This is a genomic window from Chryseobacterium candidae (genome assembly GCF_004916905.1).
GTDB classification, from domain to species: Bacteria; Bacteroidota; Bacteroidia; order Flavobacteriales; family Weeksellaceae; genus Chryseobacterium; species Chryseobacterium candidae.
The window spans coordinates 13,667-38,240 of sequence record NZ_SDLV01000031.1 but is presented as its reverse complement, the minus strand read 5'-3'; the positions used below and the strand labels follow the sequence as shown (position 1 = coordinate 38,240).

Sequence of the window (24,574 nt, the reverse complement as noted above, 5' to 3'; positions counted from 1 at the left end):
GTGGAGCTGAATACCTTTTTGCGGATAAAATTGAAGATTTTGGAGAATCTATAGTCCATTTTAAATTCATAAAAATATGATGCTATTGTAAAATTAAAAATATACATTATTAATTCTGCTGTATAATTAAATTAATTTATCAATAAAAATGTTTTTTATTCTTAATTGGTTGTATTTATTTGTGAATGTCGTATTTATAAGAAATTTTAAGACCTGCAAAGAGCTATTTATTTTGTATTTAAATGCTTTATGCAGAACATAAAAATTGTTTAACACAAATAATTGAAAATCTATGAAAAACAAAACATTTATTTTTTTCAGCATGCTGGCTGCTGTATTAAGTTTCGGGCAGCAGAATTACTGGAGAGTAGCCGAAAGGGAGGAAGGAAAAGAACTAGCACCCAGAAACATTATGCCTAAAGTCTTTTCGCTATATCATCTGGATCTTGAAAAGATAAAGGAAGATCTGAAAAAAGCTCCCGCACGATTTTCTGAGAATTACGGTTTAGTTCTGAAATTTCCGGATGCTGGCGGAGAGTTTCATGATTATATTGTACAGGAAGCTTCTGTAATGGAGCCTGAGCTTCAGAAAAGATTTTCAGACATCCGTTCCTATACAGGTTGGCAGAAAAGTAATCCGGAAAATACGATCAGATTCAGTATCAGTCAGGAAACAGGGATCAGTGTAATGTATTTTAACGGATGGGATGTGAGTTATCTTGATGCCTTTACCAGAGATAATAAATCTTTTATTTGTTACAGGAGAAAAGATCTTCCGGAAAGTTCAGTCCCTTTTCAATGCGGTATAGAGGAAGATGCCGATAAGCTTTTGGATACTGACCCGCCTTTGAGTGGTACATTGGCCGGGAGACCTATGGTTTCAGACGGGGTGTTCAGAACATATAAACTGGCATTAGCCGCTACTGGAGAATATACCCAATATCATGGAGGTACAATACATGGAGCAATGGCGGCAATGGCTACAACGATGACAAGAGTAAACGGAGTGTATGAAAAGACGATTGCCGTTACAATGGTCATGGTTGCCAATAATCATCTTCTTATTTACAGAAATCCGGCAACTGATCCCTACACCAATGGAGATGAGGATAAGATGCTTAATGAGAATGTAAAGAATATCAATAATGTGATAGGATTTGCACATTATAATATAGGTCATGTTTTTGGAGTCAACAGTGGCGGTATTGCAGGGCTGCGGGTTATATGTTCCCAATTGAAAGCACAGGGAGTTACAGGATCCGGTACTCCCATCAATGATCCTTTTAATATCGACTATGTGGCTCATGAAATGGGACATCAGTTTGGAGCCAATCATACCTTCAGAGCTAATACTGTAGCGTGCAAAGGAAATGTAAATAACAGAACGGCGTATGAGCCGGGAAGCGGCAGTACCATTATGGGATATGCTGGAATATGCGGGGGGAACAGCATCCAGCCGCATAGTGATCCTTATTTTCATGCTGCCAGTGTAAGAGAAATGTATTATTCAATTTCAAGAGATACAGATTGTTCTGTAAAAAGACGGATGACTAACAGGGTTCCAACTGCCAATGCTGGTCTGGATTATTCTATTCCCAAAGGAACTGCATTTGTACTGACAGGGCAGGGAACAGATCCTGACAATGATCCGCTTACCTATTTATGGGAGCAATATGATAGCCGGAACAATACGCAGCCGCCTCTGGCTTCCAATGTTGCAGGCCCTGTATATCGGTCGAGATTGCCAAAAACAGAGAACATGAGATATTTTCCTCATCTGTCAGCCGTTCTATCTAATAATTTAACTCCGATATGGGAAGTTACCCCTCATGTTGCAAGAACACTGAACTTCTCCCTGCTTGTTAATGATAACAGAGCAACTGGAAATCAAACTGCCCGTGATGCCATGGTAGTAACTGTAACGAATGCCGGCCCGTTTAAAGTGACATCACATATGGGAAGTTCATACACTGCAGGCCCTAATACCGTAAAATGGGATGTAGCAGGTACGAATACCGGAGCTGTAAATACAAGGTATGTTACCATTCTTCTTTCTAAAGACGGAGGCTATCACTTTGATACTGTTCTTGCTGACAGTGTTCCTAACAATGGCTCTGCTGTAGTGAACTTCCCCAATGAAAATATAGGTGTCGCAAGAATTATGGTAAAAGCTGTTGGAAATATATATTATGCTGTAAATACAACTAATTTTTCCATAACTAAAAGTGCTTTGACTGTAAAAAAAGAACTAAAGGCTAGTCGTTTTGCTGTTTATCCTAATCCTTCTCGTGAGGAAGTGAATATCAGGCTTGATGATGAAGCTGATACGGCTCAGTACAGCCTGATGGACAGTTCAGGGAGGGTATTAAAAACAGGATATCTGAAAGGTTTCGTAAAAATTCAGGTACTTGATATTCCTGCCGGAACCTATCTGATAAGTGTCAATGTTCAGAATGGAAAGAAGTATATAGAGAAACTTATTATCAGCAAATAAAATAAAAACCGCTTTTTAAAAGCGGTTTTTATTTGTCAAGATTTTCTGATACGGTATTTTCTCCTGCTGTAATGCTGATGCTTGTAGGAGTCACCAGCTGAATTTTATCAGTATCAAAACGCTCTTTAATGTTCAGATAAGCCTTACTTTTTATCTGAGCCAGATTAGCTCCTACTTTTATCCAGAACTTTACCTGAAGATTAAATGATCCCTGTTTCAAATCTGTAAAAATTACTTCTACCGTGTCTAACTTATCCACATTATCAAGATTTTTAACCACATCAAGAATTCCTTTCTGTGCTTTGCTGATATCTTCATCAGCAGGAATCTCAAAATTTAAAATAACCCTGCGTTGTGGCGAAGCGGTAATATTGTAAAATGGAGCATTGAAAATAACCTGATTGGGGATGTAAGCTTTCTTTCCGTCATCAGTAAGAATTTTCGTGGTTAAAAAACCAATTTCCTGTACTGTTCCCGAGTGTGCTCCGATGGTAATATAATCTCCTGCCTTAAATGCTTTATCGATTCCGATCAGCATTCCCGAGAAAATACTAGAAACAAGATCTTTCAGGGCAACCCCAGCAATAACCCCTGCAACTCCTAAGCTTCCGATAAATTTCCAGAGAAAACCGCTGAAACCCATTATTTCAAGAGCAATAAAGGTTCCCATTAGCATGATCAGAAATCTGAATATGCTGATTAAGGTTACTAATGAACTCTCTTTTTGACTTTTCGGGAAAAATTTGTGAAATAATTTGACAGCACCTTTACTTAAATATTTACTGCTGATTAGGAAGAATGTAAATACTAAAATCCCAACAATCAGCTTTGGGGTAAGTTCAGCGAATGTGATGTACCAATTTTCCAACACCTTATAAACAACATCTAGATACCTTAATCCGGTTTTCTCCATGAATAAAATTTTAGTTAAATATATAAATTTTCATCAAAAAATTTGCCAGTTCCAAAAAGTCTACTAAATTTGTAGACTATAAAGAGGAAATATTATGTCAATCAAACTAGGAGATACAGCACCCAACTTCCAGGCAGAGTCGTCAGTAGGTGATATTAATTTTTATAATTATCTTGGAGATTCCTGGGGGATTTTGTTTTCGCACCCTGCAGATTATACGCCGGTATGTACTACAGAATTGGGGTATACCGCAAAATTGCAGTCTGAATTTGAAGCCAGAGATACAAAAGTGATTGCTCTGAGTGTAGATGGGGTAGAAGACCATCAGAACTGGGTGAAAGATATTAATGAAACTCAGAATACCACTGTTAAGTTTCCAATTATTGCTGATAAAGACAGAAAAGTTTCGGAACTGTATGATTTTATTCATCCCAATGCATCAGCTACAGCTACGGTACGTTCTCTTTTGATTATTGATCCTTTAAAAAAAGTAAGACTGATTATTACCTATCCGGCCTCTACAGGAAGGAATTTTAACGAAATCCTCAGGGTGCTGGATTCTTTACAGTTGGTGGATAAGTATCGCGTGGCCACACCTGTTAATTGGGAAAATGGTGAGGATGTTATTATTCCGCCTACCGTTTCTACAGAAGATGCAAGAAAAATGTTCCCAAAAGGGGTAACGGAAATAAAACCATATTTGAGATACACGCCCCAGCCTAATCCATGATTTATTTGATTTTTTATAGTTTAGTTTTAATTTGTACGAAAAGCGCCCCGGAATTTATTTCCGGGGCGCTTTCATTTTTTATAAGTATTTCAGTGATTACTTAACGTCGTTGATGATTTGCTTACCTTTTGAAGTTGGTAAATAAATGCTAAATCCTACGTTGAAAGTTAAAGTAGAAGTTAATCCCTCGCTACCAAATCCTGCAACACCATTATATTTTACTAAACCTTCAACACCAATGTTTGGAGTAATGAAGTATGAGTAACCAGGTCCTGCTCCAAAATCTAAACCAGTTGTAGAGTTAGAACCTTCAGTAGAAGTACCTCCAACACCTAAGTTACCTTCGAAGAACCATCTTCCATGGTGTAATAGATTATCTACTCCTTTTTCTCCTGGAGAAACATAATATCTCCCTAGAGCACCAACTTTATAAACAAAATTGGTAGGTGATCCATTTGTTACTTTATTAAATCCTAAATCTACATATCCCCCAACTGCTACATTATCTTGAATAAAATAAGCTGCTTTTGGCTGTAGTGAAATGTTGTATCCACCACCTGTATTTAAACCAAAATTACTTGCAACGATGCTACTTCCTACCATCCAATTACCTTTTTGAATCTGAGCGTTGGCAGTTGCTGTTAAGCCTGCTACGGCTAATATCCCTGTTAAAATAAGTTTTTTCATAATTTATTATTTTAATAATTAAATGTTATTATTCACGAATTACAGAAAAAACAATAAATGTGCCAGACTCTTAATTTTACGTAATTTTTCTAAATAAACGTTAACGTTATCAGTAAGATATAATTTAACTTTTTAACATAATACCTGAGGATATCGTAATCATAAATGAAATGAAACTGGTCTTTTGGAATGGAAATGGTAAAAGTAGATGTCATGTTGTTAATATTCCAAATTGTTGTTTTTTCTTTTCGTAGACCTCTTATTATATTAAATAAATAAAAGAATCACGGAAATGATAAGTCCGGCAATGGTAAACTTGATTCCGCGTTTGAATGCTTTTGTCTTGGGATTAAACATCCAGAAACTTGATATTACAAAAAAGAAAAGGGAAACTCCAAAGAATACGCTTAAGGGAGATATAGCATCTTTTGATTGTGATTTGTGAAGAGAAACCATTTTATCCAATACGAAAGGTAGTTCCTTTTTAGTGTACTTGGCTTTTCCGGTTGCGCTGTCATAAGTTCCCTGTTTAAAATAAAGAACGCTTCCTTCTGTTTTTTCAACTTCCAGACCTTTCATTTTCAGTTCTTTTTTCAATTCTTTTTCAGAAAGATTGGGCGCTATGTTTTTTTCATATTTCTTTTCGCTTTTCAGAAAATCAGTGTCTCTGTATACCAGAAGAATTCCACTTAATGAATATACAGCCATGATTCCGGCAAGGAAATATCCCAGATAACGGTGAGTAATTCTCATGAAGCTTCTTGTGTCTTTAATCTTATCCATATCTTATTGTTTTGTTTTTGTTTAAAATTTCAAAAGTGGAAACTGCAAAAATGCAATCTCCACTTTTAATAAAGAATTATTATATAAAGAGTTCTAAAGTCTGTATGTTAATGTGAAATAGTAATTTCTAGGCGTAATAGGATTCACTGAATAATTCTCGTGAACGTTATAGTTTACTACATCAAACAGGTTTCCCACTCTCCCCTGAACGGAGAATTTTTTCCACTCGTAGCCTACTGATACGGAAACAGTTGTGTAATCTTTCAGATCAAACATTCTGCTTACATTATTTCTACTGGTATTGGTAGATTTTGTATCATTCCATCCGGCAATTCTGTCTCCGATGTAATAAATTCCAGCTCCGATTTTTAACCCTTTTACATAGTTTGTAAATTTATAGAAAACAGAAGCATTTGCTGTTGTAGCCGGTGTTCTTACCAGTCTTTGGTTTTCAATATATCCTTTTTCAGGAGTATCAGTATAAACGGAGTTGTTATAAGAAAAACCTCCGATTATAGATAAGTTTTCTGTAGGATTTCCTGTAATGTCCAGTTCCACACCGCGGCTTCTCATATTTCCTGCAAATTCTTTAAGATTGGTGTCTGTGGAATTTACCGGTGCTCCATTGGAAGCAGAAGCAAACCAATATGTTTGATAATAATTATTGTACATAATCTGGTAAGCCGTTAAGTTAACAGCTAAAGCATTGTTCCAGAAATTCTTTTTAATACCAATTTCGTATTGATCAACAGTGGATGGCTTTATGCTTTGTCTTGATAGAGTAGTTAACTGATTTTGAACATCTGTAACAGGTTGGTTGGTATTTACTGTTCCAAATTGATCTGAAGTATACCCCGCATTTGCTGCAAAAGAATTCGTATAGGTTGCAAACACTGAAAGATTTTCATTAGGAGCATATACCAAGCCTACTTTTGGAGAAAACGCATTGTCAGAAGTTGAAGAATTTGCTACTTCAATTTTATCATTTAATGTAAAACGGGTTGTCAGCGTAGGCATATTTTCTATATAAGACCATCTTAGTCCCGCAATTACTTTTAGTTGCTTTGTTATGCTGATAAAATCCTGTGCATAGATCCCGATTCTTCTTGTGTTGATTCTGTTTCTTGTGCTAAGGGTAGAATTTGGCATATCAATACTTCCCCATGTTGAAGGGTCATCTAAATACAGGAGATTTTTGGGCGCTGTAATATTATAGGCATAAGCATCTGACTGGCTGTAATCAGCATCTGCACCAATTAAAACTTTGTGGCTGATTCTTCCTGTATTGAACTCTCCATTGATGTTTACTTGTGCAGAAGTATAATTTTGTTCGTTATAAGTTTTTCCAAAAGGTCTTTTCCATGATAATCTGTTAGGATCTACAGTGGTATCTTTGGTATCATATATCCATTGTACTCTTTCAGAAGAGAAATAATCTTTAGTATAGTTTTGGTATGAAGCAGCCGCGTTCAGAGACCATTTTTCATTAAATTGATGATTAAATGTTACATTTGTAGAAGCCTGCTGTACATTTTGATATTGCCAGTCAGTTCCGAAGAAAGTGTTTCTGGAAACGGTATCATTCAATCTGTAGCTTTGGTCTTTTTCCGTAATAGATCCAAGACCGAAATCAGGTGTAAAATTAGTTTTAAGATAATCTGCCTCAACAATTAACTGAGATTTATCACTTAAATTAAATAAGAATGAAGGGTTGAAATAATATTTCTCTGATTCTACAACATCTCTGAAACTTTCAGCATGCTCATAGGCTCCATTTATTCTGAAAGCAGCATTTTTGGATAATGGACCATAGATATCAACAGTCGGTTTATAAGAATTCCAGCTTCCGCCATTTAAACCTATGCTTCCACCAAAATTGAACCGGGGTTTTTTGGTAATCATATTGATAACACCCCCTGCTGCTGTATTCCCAAAAAGCATCGCATTGGCTCCCTTTAAAACTTCTACTCTTTCCAGACCACTTACTTCAGGGAAAACACCACTGTTTACTCTTGAACCATTTTTAAAAATATTATCATTTCCTAAAATGAAACCACGCCCACCAAAGCTGTCCTGAGAATTTCCTCTGGATGAAGTGATGTACAAACCATTTACATTCTGAAGAACATCACTCAATTGTTTTGCCTGTTGCTGCTCAATAATTTCGTGGGTTACAATAGCAATGGGCTGAGGGGTTTCCATTATCGTCAGGTTTGATTTTGTCGATAAGGGTCTTGCCTGGTTAGGATTTCCTGTTTTATGAAGGTTGATATCTTCAATAGTCTGAGTTCTGATTGTATCTGCTTCAGCATTTTTCAGCTGTGAACTTGCCGAAGCTGCGATCAATAGAAGGCCTAAAGAAAGTAATTGTCTTTTCATTTTATTTTTATATAGAACAGTTTTAAATAAGGCGCAAATGTAAGTATTTGTTTAGAATAGATAAAAATAATTTTATGATTTAAATCATATTTTAAGAGTTGATGGGATGAATTATTTCTATACCTCCTTTAGACTGGGGAATAGAGAAGTTTTTATCAATATATTTGTTAAAAATTATAATATGCAATTGGTAAAAGCAGGGCTTTGTGCCTTTGGAATGAGTGGGAAAGTATTCCATGCTCCTTTTTTGAAGGAACATCCGGGATTTTTTATGTCTGCTGTGGTGGAAAGAAGTAAGGAGGAATCAAAGGAGAAATATCCCGAAGCAACCATCTACCGTTCCGTGGAAGAAATGCTTCAGCATGCTGATGTGGAATTGGTAATCATCAATACTCCGGTTCAGACCCATTATGAGTACGCGAAAAAAGCACTGGAAGCAGGAAAAAATATTATTGTGGAAAAACCCTTTACTGTAAATGTTTCTGAAGCAGAAGAGCTGGTACAATTGGCAGAAGAAAAAGGATTGTTTTTAAGTGTATATCAAAACAGAAGATTCGACCGGGATTTATTACAGGTTCAAAAAATTCTGAATGATAAGAAACTAGGGAATATTAAAGAAGTTGAAATCCGTTTTGACAGATTCCGTACCACTGCCAGTGGAAAAAAGCATAAAGAAAGTCCTGATCAGGCGGGATCAGGATCTCTTCACGATCTGGGAGCACATCTTGTAGATCAGGCGGTACAATTTTTTGGATACCCTGAAAAACTTTTTGCAGATGTATTTTCTATGAAAGGAACTGACTTCGCTAACGATTATTTTGAAATTCTGTTATTCTATAAAAATAATCTGAGAGTAAGACTGAAATCTTCTGTTTTCAGTAAAGAAGGGCATTATGCCTACGCAATTCATGGGGACAGAGGAACTTTCTTACAGGAAAGAACCGATAATCAGGAAAATGAGCTGGTGGCTGGTGCTGTTCCTGAATATGCTAAAGAATGGACGCAGCCGCTAAAAGAACCGGACGGAATTTTAAACTTTCTGAATGATGATTCTGAAACAGAAAGAATTCTTACCTCTAGCGAACCCGGAAATTATATGGATTATTACCAGCAGATTTATGAACATATTGTTTTTGGATATGCTTTACCATCTCCCGGAAAAGAAGTTATTCAGAATATGAAAATCATTGATGCTTCTCTTGAAAGTGCAAAAGAAGGAAGAATTATTCAATTATAAATGGTGAGTCATGAATTATGAACGAATTCAAAGTTTAAGGTTTAAGGTTGATCGTAGTTGTGATTATAAATTTTCAACTCATTTACCCTCAAACCCTCAAACCCTCAAACTCTCCAACTCTTTGAATTCGTTCATAATTCATCATTTTTAACTCATCATTATTAAAGGATTTCCTGAAGTTCCAGCCATCTCATTTCGTGGTTCTCCAGTTTTTCTGAAACCGTTTCCAGCTCAGAAGAAAGAGTGGCTATCTTTTCGTAATCAGCTTCATTGTTGAGCTTATCCAGAATTTTAGCACGTTGTTCTTCCAGTTCAGGCATTTCTTTTTCAATGGTTTCCAGTTCTCTTTGTTCTTTAAAAGTGAGCTTTCTTTTAGAATTCGAAGACTGGATATTCTCTGTTGAAGAAATTACTTCTTTTACAGGCTCAGGTTTTACCGCTGCATTTTTTTCCAATGCTTCTTCACGGCTTCTGGCTTCTCTGTATTCTGAGAAATTCCCTACAAAATCCCGGATTTTTCCATTACCCTCAAAAGCCATTACATGATCTACAATTCTGTCCATGAAATACCTGTCATGGGAAACGATAATCAAAGATCCCTGAAATTGCTGAAGGAAGTTTTCAAGAACAGTTAATGTTGGAAGATCAAGATCATTGGTAGGCTCATCAAAAATCAGGAAGTTAGGATTCTGATACAAAATATACATCAGATGAAGTCTTCTCTTTTCACCACCTGAAAGTTTAGAAATAGGAGAGTACTGAGTCTGATCGTCAAATAAAAACAATCTTAAGAACTGTGATGCAGATAAACTTCTTCCATTTGCTAAAGGATAAAATTCTGCAATCTCCTTGATGAAATCAATTACACGTTCATCCTCTTTATAGCTAAGGCCTTTCTGAGCAAAATAACCGAAAGAAATCGTTTCTCCTGTTTCAATTTCTCCTTTATCCGCTTTTTCAAGCCCTTGAATGATATTGAGAAGAGTAGATTTTCCTGCTCCGTTTTTTCCAATGATTCCCACTTTTTCTCCACGCTGAAACTGGTAGCTGAAATCCTTTAAAAGAACTTTCGGTCCAAAGCTCTTGTCAATATTTTTGAGTTCAAGAATTTTATTTCCCAGACGCTTCATCTCAAAATCCAGTTCCAGTCCGTCCTTTCTGGTATCGGTTTTGGCAACTTTTTCCGTTTCGTAGAAAGCGTCAATTCTGCTTTTTGATTTTGTGGTTCTTGCTTTTGGCTGTCTTCGCATCCACTCCAGCTCCTTTCTGTAAAGGTTGTTGGCCTTGTCAATTGTAGCATTAAGATTCTCCTCACGAATCATCTTGTTCTCCAGATAAGTGGCATACGAACCGTTGTGAACGTAAAGATTCTGATCCTCCATTTCCCAGATAATATCACAAACACTGTCAAGGAAATATCGGTCGTGAGTTACAAGCAATAAAGTGATTTTTGCTTTGTTCAGATAATTTTCAAGCCATTCTACCATATCCACATCCAGGTGGTTGGTAGGTTCGTCCATGATAAGAAGGGTATGTCTGTGTTCAGCTCTTGTTTCTGTTAAAAGTTTAGCCAATGCTACACGTTTGATCTGTCCTCCGGAAAGAGTTCCCATTTTGGCATCCAGATCAGTGATCTTAAGCTGGGAAAGAATCTGTTTCATTTCATTTTCCAGGTCCCAGGCTTTATGAGCTTCCATATCAGCTAATGCTTTCTCAATAAAATCATTATCTGTAGAATGAAGTGATCGATGATAGTTTTTAAGGGCGAGGATAGGCTCAGAATCAAGGGTCATCATAAATTCTTCAATGCTGAGCTTAGGATCAAAGTCGATTTCCTGGTCAAATAATACCACCTGGATATCTTTGTTAATGATCGCAGTTCCGCTGTCTGCAATTTCTTTACCCATTAATATTTTCAGAAGCGTAGATTTTCCACTTCCGTTTTTGGCAACAATCGCTATTTTATCTCCTTCATTGATGTGGAAAGAAATATTTTTAAACAAAACTTTGATGCCGTAAGATTTGGTAAGATTTTCTGCAGAAACGTAATTCATTGGGAATTAATAGTTTGATTTTAATTTTTAACTAAGCTGCAAAAATACGAAAATGTAACCATAAAACTTTCCGGAACTTCTCTTATGAAAATGAATATTTATGATTTTTTAATAGACTGTGTTCCTTGTCTGAAAAAACTAATCAGTAAATTTGATTAACCATAATGAAGTGTACATTGTAAATACTAATACATAATACAAAATCTGATTGAAGTAATGAAAAAAGTAATTGTCGACATGGACGGGGTAATGGCAGATGTATATCATCAGCTGGTACAATTTGAAAAAAGAGATACAGGAAGAGAAATTGAAATCAGTGATTTGGCGGGTAAGCCTGAAATAGAGTCTTTTCCCAATGGAAAAAAGCACGTGAATGAAGTAGGTTTTTTCAGAACATTGCCTGTAATGAAAGGAAGCCGTGAGGCAATTGAATATCTGAATAATAAATATGAACTCTATATTGTCTCTGCCGGAATGGAGTTTCCCAACAGCTTAAGAGAAAAGTATGACTGGCTGGCAGAGCATTTTCCATTCATTACCTGGGAACAGATTGTTCTTTGTGGAAGTAAAAAAGTGGTTGCCGGAGATGTTATGATTGATGATTATCCTAAAAATTTAGATCATTTTTCAGGGCAGAGATTGATATTTACCCAGCCTCATAATGAATTGATAGAAAATGATACGTATGAAAGAGTTCATTCATGGGAAGAGGTTATGAATATCCTTTAATATGTGTTAAAATTCTTCTTAGCGTCATTATAAAAATTCTGGTAATTTTTAAAGTAATTCTAATAAAACGTAGAATAAATTTAATAAAGTATTGAGAGTGTGACGTATTAAAAATAAATAAGTTTGCTTCAAACTTTTAACATGAAAATATTGTACGCTTTATTTTTTTTTTATTTCTTCTATGGCCTTAAAGCACAGGTTATTTCCGGAACCATTATTTCTAAAAATGAAAATGAGCCGATTCCTTATGTGAAAATTGGAATTGAAAAAAAATCAATAGCAACGATCTCTGATGAAAAAGGAAATTTTCAATTGATCTTTCCAATACAGGTCCGCGGCAGAAAATAAAAATAGAAGTACCGGGATATGATCCTTATCAGGAAAAAATACAGAATTTTAAAAGTATGATCAGCAGAAAATATTTTTAAATGGAAAAACTCAAAATATTAAAGAGGTTACAATTAAACCTAAAAAACTAATCGATAAAAACTGGGGAGTCAATGCCAAAACGAAAAGTGTTTGAAATATTTTGATGGCAGAATTAAAATCAGTGCTGCTTTGTTCAGAACCGGATTGATAAGAGAATTTTATGGTGACTGGCAAAAAATGACTATTGCCGTACCAGCCATTAATATTGATGTGAAAATGGATGAAAACGGAGACAATAATCCGAATAAATATGATTAATACATCATGTGTTTTCTAGCTATTTAATCCAGTGTCAGTCTTTTTAATGACCACGAACTTCCATTGTAAACATCCAGATCTACTTTTGCATTAATGCCATGAACAATTCCGTTTTCTGTAAATTGCCAGAAGTCCCATTCATCATCAGGCGAAGGAGACGGAACATCATTGTAATTGGCAAGCCATAAAGGGTAGCCTTCAAATTCCCCTTTCAGAAAATCTTTATAATAATGGTAGTAGGTGTAGATGATGGGCTTTTCACCATAAGCGTCTTCTACAATTTTACACCATACTTTCAGGTCTTCAACCAGTTTTTTGTTGGTTTTACGCTTTGGAATTTTTTCAATATCAAGAATCGGAGGAAGATCTCCGCTTTCAAGTTTCACATTCTCTAAAAAATTATTAGCCTGGATCACAGGATCTTCATCAGCTCTGTAAAAATGATAGGCTCCCCTGATAAGCTCATGTTTTTTGGCACTTTCCCAGAATTCATCAAAATGCTTGTCGGCACTCCGGTTTCCCATTGTTGCACGCATCACAACAAATTCCAGCGGAATCGTTTTATTTCCGATGCTGAGGCTATCCCATTTGATATCTTCCCGGTTCTGATAATGCGAAACATCAAAGCCATAGGTTTTGTCAAGATTGCTGGCTAATATCCTTTGAATTCTTGCCGCCTCTTTTTCACTGTTATGAAGCTTTTTATGCTTAAATTTATTAAAGTACAAGGCATAGTAATAACTGACGGACTGTTTTAAGTAAAGCCCTGTTCCCACTAATGCTATCATTAAAATCGCCAATATGACCCATCTCCGGAAAAAATACTTCTTCCGTCGCGATTTATGGACTTGTTTGGCAGTTTTTTTGGTATACTTTTTTGGTGTCATAAAGTTTTGCAAAACTAACTTTTTTCACTGCCAAATGCTAAAATAAAATCAGTAAATTTGTGTATTATGGAAACACGCGAAAAAATCATCATTATTGGAGGAGGATTTGCGGGGCTGCAGCTTGCAAAAACATTGAATAACAAGAACAAAAAGGTCATTGTTCTCGACCGGATGAACCACCATATGTTTCAGCCGCTTTTTTATCAGGTAGCCTCAGGAAGGATAGAACCTTCCAACATTTCTTTTCCCTTCAGAAAGATTTTTCAGCAATCCAGAAACACACAGTTCCGTATGACTGAGGTGAAGGAAATAGACCCTGCCAACAATAAAGTCATTACCGACGAAGCAGAATTTACTTACGATAAACTCATCATTGCAACGGGCTGTAAAACTAATTTTTTCGGAAACAAAGATCTGGAAGGAAAAGCTTTCGGAATGAAAAATACCCAGGAAGCCATCAGTATCAGAAATCATGTTCTGATGACCTTTGAAAAACTGATTATTGAAAAAAGCCGCAGCGATGACGGAAACTGGAATATTGTGATCGTTGGAAGCGGTCCTACCGGAGTAGAACTGGCGGGAGCTTTTGCTGAAATGAAAAAAGACATTCTTCCAAGAGATTATCCTTACATGAACTTTGATCATCTGAAGATTATCCTGGTAAGCTCCACAGAAAAACCCCTTGCTGTAATGAGCAGCGAGGCCCAGGAAAAATCTGAGAAATATCTGAAAGATCTAGGTGTTACTTTTTTGAGCGGAGAAGTGGTAACAGATTATGATGGTGACAAAGTGCATCTCAGAAGCGGAAAAGAAATACCATCCAACAATGTGATCTGGGCAGCCGGCGTTACCGGAAATGTAGTAGGAGGTTTTCCGGAAGAAAAATTAGTAAGAAACAGATATATTGTAGATCGATATAATAAAATACAGGGTTACGATAATATTTATGCCATCGGAGATATTGCCTATATGGAAACACCAAAATATCCACAGGGGCATCCTCAGGTAGCTAACGTAGCCATTAATCAGGGAAAAAATTTAGGGAAAAATATTTTAAAGAAAAGCCTGGAAGAATGGAAAGAATACGAGTATGATGATAAAGGCTCATTAGCGACTATTGGGAAGCACAGAGCTGTTGTTGATCTGCCGTTTATAAAATTTCAGGGATTTCTGGCATGGTATTTCTGGATGTTTCTCCATTTAATGCTAATTTTGAGCGTTCGAAATAAGCTGGCCATATTCTTCAACTGGATGTGGAGTTATATCAACAAAGATTCTTCTTTAAGATTAATTATTATACCTACTAAGAAAAACGGAACATTACAATGAGAATTGACATAATAAGCGTACTTCCGGAATTGATGGAAAGTCCTTTCAAAACTTCTATTTTGAAAAGAGCGATGGATAAAGGGCTGGTAGAAGTACATTTTCACCATTTGAGAGACTGGGCAATCAATAAGCACAGACAAATTGATGATGAACCTTACGGGGGCGGAGCAGGAATGGTAATGATGGTAGAACCGCTGGATAAATGTATTTCAGAGCTTAAATCTCAACGGAATTATGATGAAGTCATTTATCTGACACCGGATGGCGTTACTTTGAATCAGAAAATTGCCAATTCACTTTCCATCAAAGAAAATCTCATCTTTCTTTGCGGCCACTACAAAGGAATAGACCAAAGAGTAAGAGATCTTCATATTACAAAAGAAATTTCAATCGGAGATTACGTTCTTACCGGGGGAGAACTCGCAGCCTGTGTTTTGGCAGACTCAATTATCAGATTGCTTCCCGGAGTTTTGAATGATGAACAGAGCGCTTTAACAGACAGTTTTCAGGACGATCTTCTTTCACCACCCATCTATACAAGGCCTGAAAGCTATAAAGGCCTGGATGTTCCCAAGATCTTGCTGAGCGGAAATTTTGGAAAAATCGAAGAATGGCGGCATGACGAAGCTGTAAGAATAACAAAGGAAAAACGTCCCGATTTATTGTAATCGAAAATTGTCAGAACTTATCTTTTTTCGGGTTTCATATTTAATTCCATTCGTTATAGATAAATGGAATAATTTTTGTTTCATTTTTAATAATAGTGAAAAATATTAATTTTTTTGGTTTTAACTTGAGAATTTATTTCTATTATCCCGGATTTTGCGTATTGTCTCAATTTTGATAAATATATCAGAACTACAGGATGATTGAAAAATTAATTCATATTAACTTATTTCATTAGTATTTTTTACTATATTTGAATTGTTTTTTATTGGAAATCGATTTACTGTTTTAGAAGTAAATCACGAAAATTTGAAAAAAAAGAATAAATTTACATCTTAAAGTAAAAAGAACATAATAAATTAAAAGTATAGAAATTAGTGTAGATGGAGCTGTTCTCTTTTTATAATGTTGAAAATTTATTTTTACCCGATCCGAAACCTGTCCACAAATTAGATCCTACCCGGTCAGGATTAAGGAATTGGGATGAAAAGAGATACAGAAATAAGCTCTTCAAGATCTCACATGTATTTCAGTTGATGAAGGAGGATAATGGTGTACTGCCATTTGTAATAGGATTATCTGAAGTTTCCGGAAGGAAAGTTTTGGAAGATCTTGTGGAGATGGAGCCCTTTAATTCGGAATACGGAATTGTACATTACAATTCTATGGACGAAAGAAAAGTGGATGTAGCCATGTTATATGATAAAAATAAAGTAGAGGTAATAGATTCGGAAACCATTACTTTCTTTTTTGAAATAGTAAATAAAAACACAGAAAATTACGACACAACCAGAGACGTACTTTTTTCAAAAATAAAATATAAAGGGGAAATTATTAATGTCTTTATCGCCCATCTTCCCTCTAAGCGCGAAAAAGATATCAATAAACCTAAAAGAACCTTTATATTGAATGAAGTACGGCAACGGATTATAAAAATTGTAAATGCTGATAAAGAGCATGTTATATTGTGTGGTGATTTTAACGAAAACCCGGATGATGAAAATTTAGTACAAATTCTCTATGACAATGACGATGAGAAGGCTTTAATGAACCCTTTTCAGCAATTGTTTTCCACAAGAAATTATTCTACTTTTCATTATAAATCTGGATTGCTGTATGATCAGATCATTATGTCAAGATCTTTGCTTGATAATAAGACGCTGGTTTTTCAGGATGCTCATATATTCAATTCTGAAAAAATTAGCAGCAGAACCAGAAATTTTGAAGGACGGCCATTCCGAACTTATGCTGGTACACGGTATTTAGGCGGATATAGCGATCATTTTCCGGTTTTTGTAAAATTTAAAAATTTACAGTAAAAAAACATAAATAATAAAAAAAGTAGAAAATGAAAAATTCGAGCAACACAAGCTACCATTTAGATTCTATTGACAAAGAAATCATCTACATGTTGATGGATAATGCTAAAACTTCTTTAGCCCACATTTCAAAAAATGTTGGAATTTCCACCACTGCAGTGCATCAAAGAATCAAAAAACTCGAACATGCAGGAGTTATTGAAAATTCAATATCATTTCTTAATCCTAAGAAAATTGGATACAAAGTGATTTCCTACATTGGTGTATTTTTAGACCAGCCAAGCCATTATCCGGAAGTGGTAAAGTCTTTGCATGATATCAACGAAGTAGTGGAGGCCCACTATACTACAGGAAATTACACTATTTTCCTGAAAGTGCTTTGTAAAGACAATGATCACTTAATGCAGATTCTTAGCAAGCTTCAAAAGCTGAAGGGAGTAACAAGAACAGAAACTTTTATATCTTTAGAACAAGGTATTTACAGACAATTGAAAGTATAACAATATGAACATAGCCCAATATTTGGATTCAACTTACCTGAAAACTCCAGAGCAATCAGGTATTTCCCACGAAGAAACACTTCAAAAAGATAAAGAACTTACGCAGGAAGCAATAGACAATGGTATTTTTGCCGTAATGATTCGACCGGATTACGTAGCTGAGATCAGGAAATATATTCAGGAAAGAAATTCAAATGTTGTAGTAGGAACTGTGATAGGTTTCCACGAAGGAACGTATTCTGTTGATGAGAAACTTGCAGAAGCTTCAAAAGCAATAGAAGACGGAGCAGATGAATTAGATTTTGTGATTAATTATACGGCTTATTTACAAGGAAGTATAGAACTGGTAAAAGAAGAATTTGTAAAATGTACCCAATTATCTCTTGAGCATCAAAAAGTTGCAAAATGGATTATTGAAATTGCTGCATTAACTGATGAACAGATTGCAGATCTTACTAAAAAGATTTCTACCTGGGCAGAAGAAAATTTTTCTGAAAATGAGTTGTCGAAAATTTTTGTCAAATCATCTACAGGATTTTATCAGACTGCAGAAGGAAAGCCTAACGGAGCAACCTTTGAAGGAATAGCAATTATGCTCAGCAATGCTGGCAGACTTCCTGTAAAAGCAGCCGGAGGAGTGAGAACTCCGGAAGATGCTGAGAAAATGATCAAAATGGGAGTTAAAAGAATTGGAACTTCTTCAGCGCTGGGATTAATTAAAAACGAATCTTCATCAGAAGGATATTAATATTAGATTCTAAATAATAAAAAACCATCAGTTTTGCTGATGGTTTTATTTTTATAGCTGTGCCTGATATTCTTCGTAGAACTGTTGGGTTTCTTTAATTAAGCTGTCCATTTCTTCCATAGTGAAAACTTCCAGGAATTTTTTTCTGAATTCCTTGAAATGAGGAATTCCACGGAAATAGTTGCTGTAATGTTGTCTCATTTCTACCAACCCTAATCTTTCTCCTTTCCATTCAGTACTCCATTCTGCATGTTGACGAACAGCCAGTAACCGATCTGAAATTGTTGGTTCAGGTAAATGTTCTCCTGTTTTAAAGAAGTGTTTGATTTCATTGAATATCCATGGATATCCAATAGCAGCACGCCCGATCATAATACCGTCACATGCATACTTTTGCTTGTAGTCTAAAGCTTTTTCAGCAGAATCTATATCACCATTTCCAAAAATGGGAATCTCAATATTAGGATTTTGTTTAATTCTTGAAATATGTTCCCAGTCTGCCTCACCCTTATACATTTGAGCACGGGTTCTTGCATGGATGGTAAGAGCTTTAATTCCTGTTTCCTGCAGGCGTTCTGCTACTTCATCAATATTAATGCTGGTGCTGTCCCATCCCAGACGGGTTTTTACCGTGACAGGAAGGTGAGTAGAGCTTACAACAGCTTTTGTAAGACGTACCATAAGGTCGATATCTTTCAGAACACCAGCTCCTGCTCCTTTGCAGACAACTTTTTTTACAGGACATCCAAAATTGATATCTACCAGATCCGGATTTACGGTTTCAACAATTCTTGCAGACATAGCCATTGCTTCTTCGTCTCCACCAAATATCTGTATTCCAACGGGTCTTTCATAATCGAAAATATCCAGCTTTTTACGACTTTTGATAGCGTCACGAATCAACCCTTCGGAAGAAATAAACTCCGAATACATTAAATCTGCACCATGCATTTTACACAAACGTCTGAACGGAGGATCACTTACGTCTTCCATTGGAGCCAGCAAAAGTGGAAATTCCGGCAGTTCTATGTTGCCTATTTTTATCATGGTGCAAATTTACGAAATTCTGAACATTCAGAAATATGATATTATCTATCGGTATAAATGATTGTTTTGTTTAGAAATTTGAGCATAGAAAAAGAATTCAAATAATGTAAGTTCTAATGGTCTGCTCACTTCAGTTTTCCATTGTTAGAAGCTCGCCTTTACCTGCATACTACCGATGTGAATGGTCCGGTCACCGGAGTTTCTTCCTTCGTAATTAAGGTTCAGCTGGATAAACGAGTTGATTGCCTGTTGTATAAATACACTCCATACCTGGTTTTTTCCGGGTTTAAGCCCGTCCAGCATCTGGTTTCCTACAATACTGAAATTGTTTCCTGTGAAATTGTTACTGATGAAAGAGAAATTACCACGGATAGACGTTTTTCTGCGCTCCCATTGGATGGTTCCTGTAATATCAAAAGCTTTAAGAAGTTCTTCTCCATCCAATCTTTGTTTCTGGCGGAAAGCTGAAGATAACTCAGCCTGAATGGCATCTGTAAATTTATACGTTGCTTTGGGCTTGGTTTCAAAATTATTGAGACGATAATCCCTTGTTTTAAATAATTGTGAGGAGTTTTGGATATCATGAACCGAGTTTTCCCAATCCACTCTGAATTCTTTATTGAACCAATATCCTATATTCAGGAAATGAGAAGTCTGTTCACGTTCTTCATTACTGAAATTGGCATTAATGAGATTGTCATTGGTGATGAATCTGTAATTTCCGTTCCATCCTGATTTTTCGGTTGGATTAAACTGTACGGAAGCCAAAATATTCTGATTTTTAAGGATCTGATCACTGTTTTTTTCAAAAGGATTCAGAACAAGCACTTTTTCCTTTTTATAGAATGAGTTTTGAGAATTTAATGAAATATTGAAATTCCAACGTTTTAAAAATTTATTCTCAGAATTGAAAACAATGGCCGGATTGACAAATAAGGCCAGCTGCAATTTATTTTTATTGGAAGGAATGTATCTTACAGAATTAGTATACACACGGATATATTGGGCAAGATCAGAATACTCAGCGATTTCAAATTCGTCCAGCTGCTGAATGCCATCGCCATTATAATCGGTCCATTTATAAACACCTTGTCCGTCTGTTACTTTAATGTACTGAAATTCCCTCTGTGCTTCCTGCCCGTTTCCAAGCTCATAGAAAGCCTGAAGACGCATTCCGTTCCTGAAAAGCTGCTGATTGTATAAGATGTTTCCGACAACAAAATCATTATTACGGGTTACTTCACCTTCTGCACCTGCGTAGAAGAATTTCCGGTAGTGAACTAAGGCATTTAAGGTGGTTCTTTCTGTTTTGATAATCTGACTTTCAGCCATGATCCCCAAAATATTGTTCATATTCTGAAGTCTGTTATCACGCACCGAATCGTTATCTCTCATATACACTTTTGCCAATAATTTGGTTCTTGTACTGTCACCGATTTTCTTTTGCAAAAAGATTTCTTTCCAGCTGAAACTTGTGACATCCATAAGTTGGGTATCATTATATTTCTTCTCGTTATGCTCCATGCTTCCACCAATGGCCCAGCTTCCTTTTTTACCGGTAAATTCCGTTGAAACTCCACCACGGATGAACTTCGTATCCTGAAGAGTAGCGTTGGTACTCAGATAAGACAGATTACCTTTTGTAAAGAATTTTCCTGTCAGCCAGCCGAAATCAAGGTCATTTTTAATCCCTTTGTAAGAATCCTGTTCATTCAGATAATTGATGCGGTAATTCAGCGTAGACTTATTATTCCATTTATTCAGGAAGCTGAAGATAAATCTGTTCTGGGTCTTTTTATTGAATTCCTGCGTAAGGTTGAAGTCTCTGGAGAATTCTACATCATTGATACGGTCAAGGATATGAAATTGCCTGTCTATATATTGATATTCAAAGCTTGGAGTTCCTTTCCATGTGTTTTTTGTGAAGCTTTTATTTCCAAAAATACGCCACGCATATCCCATATTCTGATCAGAATCTTTTGATGAAAATAAATTGACATCATAATTGCTCAGCGAGATATCAGCACCTATTTTTCCTTCATTCAGCAGATATTCAGAGTTTAGAGAGTATACCTGTGATTTCTGAGGTGAAGGAAGTTTTCTTACTGCTCTGTAGTCTCCGCCATTGGGGCCTGCATATTCAAAAACACGTCCGTTGTTGGTAGTCTGTGCAATTTTATAATCTCCCTGATTGGCTCCGAAATAGGTAAAAGAAACCTGATACAGTGTTAAACTTGAATCCGTAGAATATTCATAGAAGTTTCCGGCAGGACTTAATTTATATAAAATCTTATTGACATCATATTCGGTTACTACTCCTGAAGGGGCATACATCAGGTCAGGATTATTTCCGGCTTCTGCAAGAATCTGCTCATCTTCCTTAGAAAGATTTAGAGAAAGAGGAGCATTTTTGTTGTCATTTTCCATAAACCAGTTGAACCCCACTTTGAATTTTTCTCTCTGATGCTCAAGCTTTCCGGTAAACAAATACCTTGAATAGTTCCTGTTGGCGTAGTTATAAGAAATGGTGATGAAATTCTGCTGGAAAATAGGGCGGAAACTGGTAAAAGTAACCTCACCGGTATTGTAATTGATGATATAATCCTGGTTTTCACCACGCTTCATTAAAATTCCATCAATAAAAACCTGTTCAGATCCGGAAATCAGTGTGATAAATTGTTCACCGTTCTTCCCTGTCAGACGGTAAGGTCCCTGGTTACCTTCAACCCCCTGAAAACGGATTCTGTGGAATTCACTTCTAGCAACACCTGCAGAGATATCTACAAATGTCTTGTTCTCCTTCCCGAATTCTGTCTGGAACTGAAGTCCCATACTTCTTCTCTGGTATTTGGCAAAATAATTCTTAGCTTCTACCAGATCAAGATGCCCCGCTCTGAGAATAGACTTGTCCTTAATATTAAGCTGCATATAGATTTTGTCAAACTCCTCCAAAGTCTGGGTATAACCATCAGCCTGAATCGGCAGGTTATGATCTGAGATACTTGCTAAAATGGTAACATCTTTAGATAAACGCCCAGATATCTGAAGATCCATAGAACTCTGTACAGATTGCCCCTGATTATTACCAAAAGTAATTCCCCGAATGATAGAACCTTTTGAATTGAGTTCTCCTAAAAATCTCTTTTTATCATTTTTTGCCAGTACAGCTTCATCAATAATGATCTTATTGTGGGTTCTTATGAAGTCCAGAGTGTCCTTGGCAAAGATATCCTGTTCCAGCTTTGCAGCAAGAATACTATCCCTTTTAATACTGTCTTCAGGAACGTTGGGATTTTTCCACGAAAAAACCTGAGCATTTCCTGAAAATATGCCTAAGAAGAATAAAACGGATAGAATGACAAGATTCCGCAAGTTTTGGAAAATAAATCGTAAAAATAGGTAAAAAATGTTAATACTATGAGATTAACAAATAAAAATAAAAAATTAATCAAAACTTTGTGATATATTAAAAAAATATTTTTACTTTAGTAAGTGAAATAATTAATTAAAAAAATTCAAGTCATGAAAAAAATGTATTCGTTAGTTGCTGTAGCTATGCTTGCTACAGCCTCTTTTGCACAAACAACTCTTTTGTCAGAAAATTTTGGTACAACTTCCGCATTACCATCCGGGTGGACAAGTACAAGTAGTACAAACGGTTGGAATATAAATACAGCTTCTGCTTCATCCGGATATTCCGGTGCATCAGGAGGAAGCAATGCTGCATTTGCGGGAACTGGTACAAATGGAGTCACTCATTCTTTAACTTATTCTAATTTATCTACAGTTGGGTATAGTAATATTAACGTTATATGGGGAGGTAGAGGAACAAGCAGCTTTAACCAGAATGTTAATTTTCAATGGAGTACAGATGGGACTGTCTGGAATAATGTGACGTATACTTACAACAAAAATTCTGGCACCTGGGATCTTGTAAATGGAGGTGTAGCTATTCAATTGCCTGCAGGAGCAGAAAACGCTTCTAATTTAAGGCTTAGATGGTCTTCTGTGACAAGTAATTCAGGAAATTACAGGATTGATGATGTAAAGGTTGTTGGTACTTCTGCTTCACTTGCTACCAATGAAGTGAAAAGAAATAAAAATCTTTTCGTTAAAAATACTGTTCTAAAAAGTGACATCAGCTTCGGAGTAACATCTGATGTTAAAATCTTCAATATGGCAGGTCAGGTTGTTAAGACGGCTGCTGTTCATGAAAATCAGTCGCTGAATGTTTCTGACCTTAGAGAAGGAGCTTATATTGTAACGGGAACTGTCAACGGTAAAGCTGTTTCAGAAAAAGTGATTAAAAAATAGTATCAGGATAGACTTATAGTTCAATATACAACGCCATTTTATCAAAATGGCGTTTTTTTATTTTCTTCATGTAAATGATTTATTTTATTAACAGAAATTTAATCTAAATATTGTGAATTATTGAAAAATCGATGTAATTTAGTCACTGAAATTATTAATAACAAAAGATTTTAAATCATGAAAAAACTTTATTCTCTTTTTGCAACAATTGTGATGAGTGCAGTTGCTTTTGCACAAACAACTTACCTTTGGGATGGTAGTTCTGTAAATCCCATTTCTGGTATCAATGCTAATATTTCAAGTGTAGCATTTGCGGCAACTCAGGGAAATAATAATGGTACAACCACTTTAATTACCACTTCATCCGTATCTTCAGGATATACCGGAGCAAGTGGATCCAGTAATTTTGGTGCTGCAGCTTTTAAAGAAGCTCTTTCGACTGCAACTAGTACCTATTTTAGTGTAACTGTTACTCCTGTCGCAGGTAATAAAGTAACTTTAAATTCTTTAAGTTTCGGGTCCAGAGGAACATCTACAGGCCCTGGAAAGATTACAGTATATTCAAGCATTGATAATTATGCAACAGCGATAGGTACAGCCAATGTTAATAATAATAGTACATGGGCATTGAGTAACATCACTTTTTCAGGTGCTAATTTAGTTGGTGCAGAATCGGCTCCGGTTACGCTAAGAATTTATGGAAGCGACAGTGCTGGTGCCGGAACTCCATCTCTTGGTACTGCCAACTGGAGAATAGATGATATTTCTTTAACGGTTACTTCGTCTACTGCCTCTTTAGCTGTTATTGATGCCAAAAACGAAAAGTCAGGAAACTTCGTAAAGAACTCTTTAATTAAAAATAATGAGATTATTTTCGGATCTGACGTGAAAGATGTGAAGATTTTCAATATGTTCGGACAGCTTGTAAAAGAAACTTCAGTAAAACAAAACGAATCTGTAAGTGTTGCTGAACTGGCAAAAGGAAACTATATCGTTACAGGTACCGTAAACCACCAGCCGGTTTCTCAGAAAGTTCTTAAAGACTAATTTCTTTTAAATAAAAATATAGCC

The 24,574-nt window shown here is 36.0% G+C and carries 21 protein-coding genes; 13 read left to right on the top strand and 8 right to left on the bottom strand.

Features of this window, described 5'->3' with window-relative positions; translation table 11 throughout:
• Positions 1 to 292: 292 nt before the first annotated feature.
• Complete coding sequence (locus EK417_RS15175; protein ID WP_136522623.1) at positions 293 to 2,494, top strand: reprolysin-like metallopeptidase; 2,202 nt, start codon at positions 293 to 295, stop codon at positions 2,492 to 2,494.
• A 28-nt stretch (positions 2,495 to 2,522) separates the two neighbouring features.
• On the opposite strand, the gene EK417_RS15170 is transcribed toward EK417_RS15175, so the two are convergent.
• Positions 2,523 to 3,407 carry a mechanosensitive ion channel family protein gene (locus tag EK417_RS15170; protein WP_076595803.1) on the bottom strand — a complete coding sequence of 295 codons (885 nt, stop codon included), beginning with the start codon at positions 3,405 to 3,407 and terminating at the stop codon, positions 2,523 to 2,525.
• 94 nt (positions 3,408 to 3,501) lie between these two features.
• Between EK417_RS15170 and EK417_RS15165 the strand changes: the two genes are divergently transcribed.
• Complete coding sequence (locus EK417_RS15165) at positions 3,502 to 4,137, top strand: peroxiredoxin (protein ID WP_076595804.1); 636 nt, start codon at positions 3,502 to 3,504, stop codon at positions 4,135 to 4,137.
• 96 nt (positions 4,138 to 4,233) lie between these two features.
• Here EK417_RS15165 and EK417_RS15160 read toward each other — a convergent pair whose 3' ends face one another.
• The 3 genes from EK417_RS15160 to EK417_RS15150 form a co-directional block, all read right to left on the bottom strand.
• Positions 4,234 to 4,824, bottom strand: coding sequence for a hypothetical protein (locus EK417_RS15160; RefSeq protein ID WP_076595805.1), 591 nt, complete (start codon positions 4,822 to 4,824; stop codon positions 4,234 to 4,236).
• Positions 4,825 to 5,091: 267 nt separating this feature from the next.
• Positions 5,092 to 5,607 (bottom strand): hypothetical protein, encoded by a 516-nt coding sequence (locus EK417_RS15155; RefSeq protein WP_076595806.1) that lies wholly within the window; start codon positions 5,605 to 5,607, stop codon positions 5,092 to 5,094.
• 93 nt (positions 5,608 to 5,700) lie between these two features.
• Positions 5,701 to 7,986 carry a TonB-dependent siderophore receptor gene (locus tag EK417_RS15150; RefSeq protein WP_136522622.1) on the bottom strand — a complete coding sequence of 762 codons (2,286 nt, stop codon included), beginning with the start codon at positions 7,984 to 7,986 and terminating at the stop codon, positions 5,701 to 5,703.
• Between the two features lie 181 nt (positions 7,987 to 8,167).
• On the opposite strand from EK417_RS15150, the gene EK417_RS15145 reads away from it, so the two are divergent.
• A complete protein-coding gene (locus EK417_RS15145) occupies positions 8,168 to 9,223 on the top strand; it encodes a Gfo/Idh/MocA family oxidoreductase (protein ID WP_136522621.1) in 1,056 nt (351 codons plus the stop codon).
• A 161-nt stretch (positions 9,224 to 9,384) separates the two neighbouring features.
• Here the strand turns inward: EK417_RS15145 and EK417_RS15140 are convergent, their stop codons facing one another.
• Positions 9,385 to 11,277, bottom strand: a complete 1,893-nt coding sequence (locus EK417_RS15140; RefSeq protein ID WP_136522620.1) for an ABC-F family ATP-binding cassette domain-containing protein — start codon at positions 11,275 to 11,277, stop codon at positions 9,385 to 9,387.
• Between the two features lie 216 nt (positions 11,278 to 11,493).
• Here EK417_RS15140 and EK417_RS15135 point away from each other — a divergent pair, with 216 nt between their 5' ends.
• The 3 genes from EK417_RS15135 to EK417_RS21150 all read left to right on the top strand — a co-directional run bounded on the left by EK417_RS15135 (position 11,494) and on the right by EK417_RS21150 (position 12,693).
• On the top strand, positions 11,494 to 12,006 hold the full coding sequence (locus EK417_RS15135; RefSeq protein ID WP_110368008.1) for a 5' nucleotidase, NT5C type: 513 nt from the start codon (positions 11,494 to 11,496) through the stop codon (positions 12,004 to 12,006).
• A 141-nt stretch (positions 12,007 to 12,147) separates the two neighbouring features.
• A complete protein-coding gene (locus EK417_RS15130; protein WP_136522619.1) occupies positions 12,148 to 12,354 on the top strand; it encodes a carboxypeptidase-like regulatory domain-containing protein in 207 nt (68 codons plus the stop codon).
• Between the two features lie 171 nt (positions 12,355 to 12,525).
• Positions 12,526 to 12,693, top strand: coding sequence for a hypothetical protein (locus EK417_RS21150; RefSeq protein ID WP_168802004.1), 168 nt, complete (start codon positions 12,526 to 12,528; stop codon positions 12,691 to 12,693).
• A 23-nt stretch (positions 12,694 to 12,716) separates the two neighbouring features.
• On the opposite strand, the gene EK417_RS15125 is transcribed toward EK417_RS21150, so the two are convergent.
• Positions 12,717 to 13,580 carry a glycoside hydrolase family 25 protein gene (locus EK417_RS15125; RefSeq protein ID WP_076595811.1) on the bottom strand — a complete coding sequence of 288 codons (864 nt, stop codon included), beginning with the start codon at positions 13,578 to 13,580 and terminating at the stop codon, positions 12,717 to 12,719.
• A gap of 66 nt (positions 13,581 to 13,646) precedes the next feature.
• On the opposite strand from EK417_RS15125, the gene EK417_RS15120 reads away from it, so the two are divergent.
• From EK417_RS15120 to deoC, 5 genes are all read left to right on the top strand, one after another.
• A complete protein-coding gene (locus EK417_RS15120; protein ID WP_076595812.1) occupies positions 13,647 to 14,909 on the top strand; it encodes an NAD(P)/FAD-dependent oxidoreductase in 1,263 nt (420 codons plus the stop codon).
• Positions 14,906 to 15,577, top strand: a complete 672-nt coding sequence (gene trmD / locus EK417_RS15115; RefSeq protein ID WP_076595813.1) for a tRNA (guanosine(37)-N1)-methyltransferase TrmD — start codon at positions 14,906 to 14,908, stop codon at positions 15,575 to 15,577. Before EK417_RS15120 ends, trmD begins: the two co-directional genes overlap by 4 nt.
• 381 nt (positions 15,578 to 15,958) lie before the next feature.
• Entirely contained in the window at positions 15,959 to 16,894 is a 936-nt protein-coding gene (locus tag EK417_RS15110) for an endonuclease/exonuclease/phosphatase family protein (RefSeq protein ID WP_110368010.1), read from the top strand.
• A 29-nt stretch (positions 16,895 to 16,923) separates the two neighbouring features.
• Positions 16,924 to 17,394, top strand: coding sequence for an Lrp/AsnC ligand binding domain-containing protein (locus EK417_RS15105; protein WP_002976659.1), 471 nt, complete (start codon positions 16,924 to 16,926; stop codon positions 17,392 to 17,394).
• A gap of 4 nt (positions 17,395 to 17,398) precedes the next feature.
• On the top strand, positions 17,399 to 18,142 hold the full coding sequence (gene deoC, locus EK417_RS15100) for a deoxyribose-phosphate aldolase (RefSeq protein WP_136522618.1): 744 nt from the start codon (positions 17,399 to 17,401) through the stop codon (positions 18,140 to 18,142).
• 51 nt (positions 18,143 to 18,193) lie between these two features.
• Here deoC and dusB read toward each other — a convergent pair whose 3' ends face one another.
• Together dusB and EK417_RS15090 are read right to left on the bottom strand one after the other, a co-directional pair.
• Positions 18,194 to 19,189, bottom strand: a complete 996-nt coding sequence (gene dusB, locus EK417_RS15095) for a tRNA dihydrouridine synthase DusB (RefSeq protein ID WP_076595816.1) — start codon at positions 19,187 to 19,189, stop codon at positions 18,194 to 18,196.
• Positions 19,190 to 19,333: 144 nt separating this feature from the next.
• A complete protein-coding gene (locus tag EK417_RS15090) occupies positions 19,334 to 22,561 on the bottom strand; it encodes a DUF8818 domain-containing protein (RefSeq protein ID WP_136522617.1) in 3,228 nt (1,075 codons plus the stop codon).
• A 150-nt stretch (positions 22,562 to 22,711) separates the two neighbouring features.
• On the opposite strand from EK417_RS15090, the gene EK417_RS15085 reads away from it, so the two are divergent.
• The gene (locus EK417_RS15085) at positions 22,712 to 23,503 is read left to right on the top strand and encodes a T9SS type A sorting domain-containing protein (protein WP_076595817.1); all 792 of its coding nucleotides are present in this window, start codon (positions 22,712 to 22,714) and stop codon (positions 23,501 to 23,503) included.
• A gap of 177 nt (positions 23,504 to 23,680) precedes the next feature.
• Complete coding sequence (locus tag EK417_RS15080) at positions 23,681 to 24,550, top strand: T9SS type A sorting domain-containing protein (RefSeq protein WP_136522616.1); 870 nt, start codon at positions 23,681 to 23,683, stop codon at positions 24,548 to 24,550.
• Positions 24,551 to 24,574: the final 24 nt, after the last annotated feature.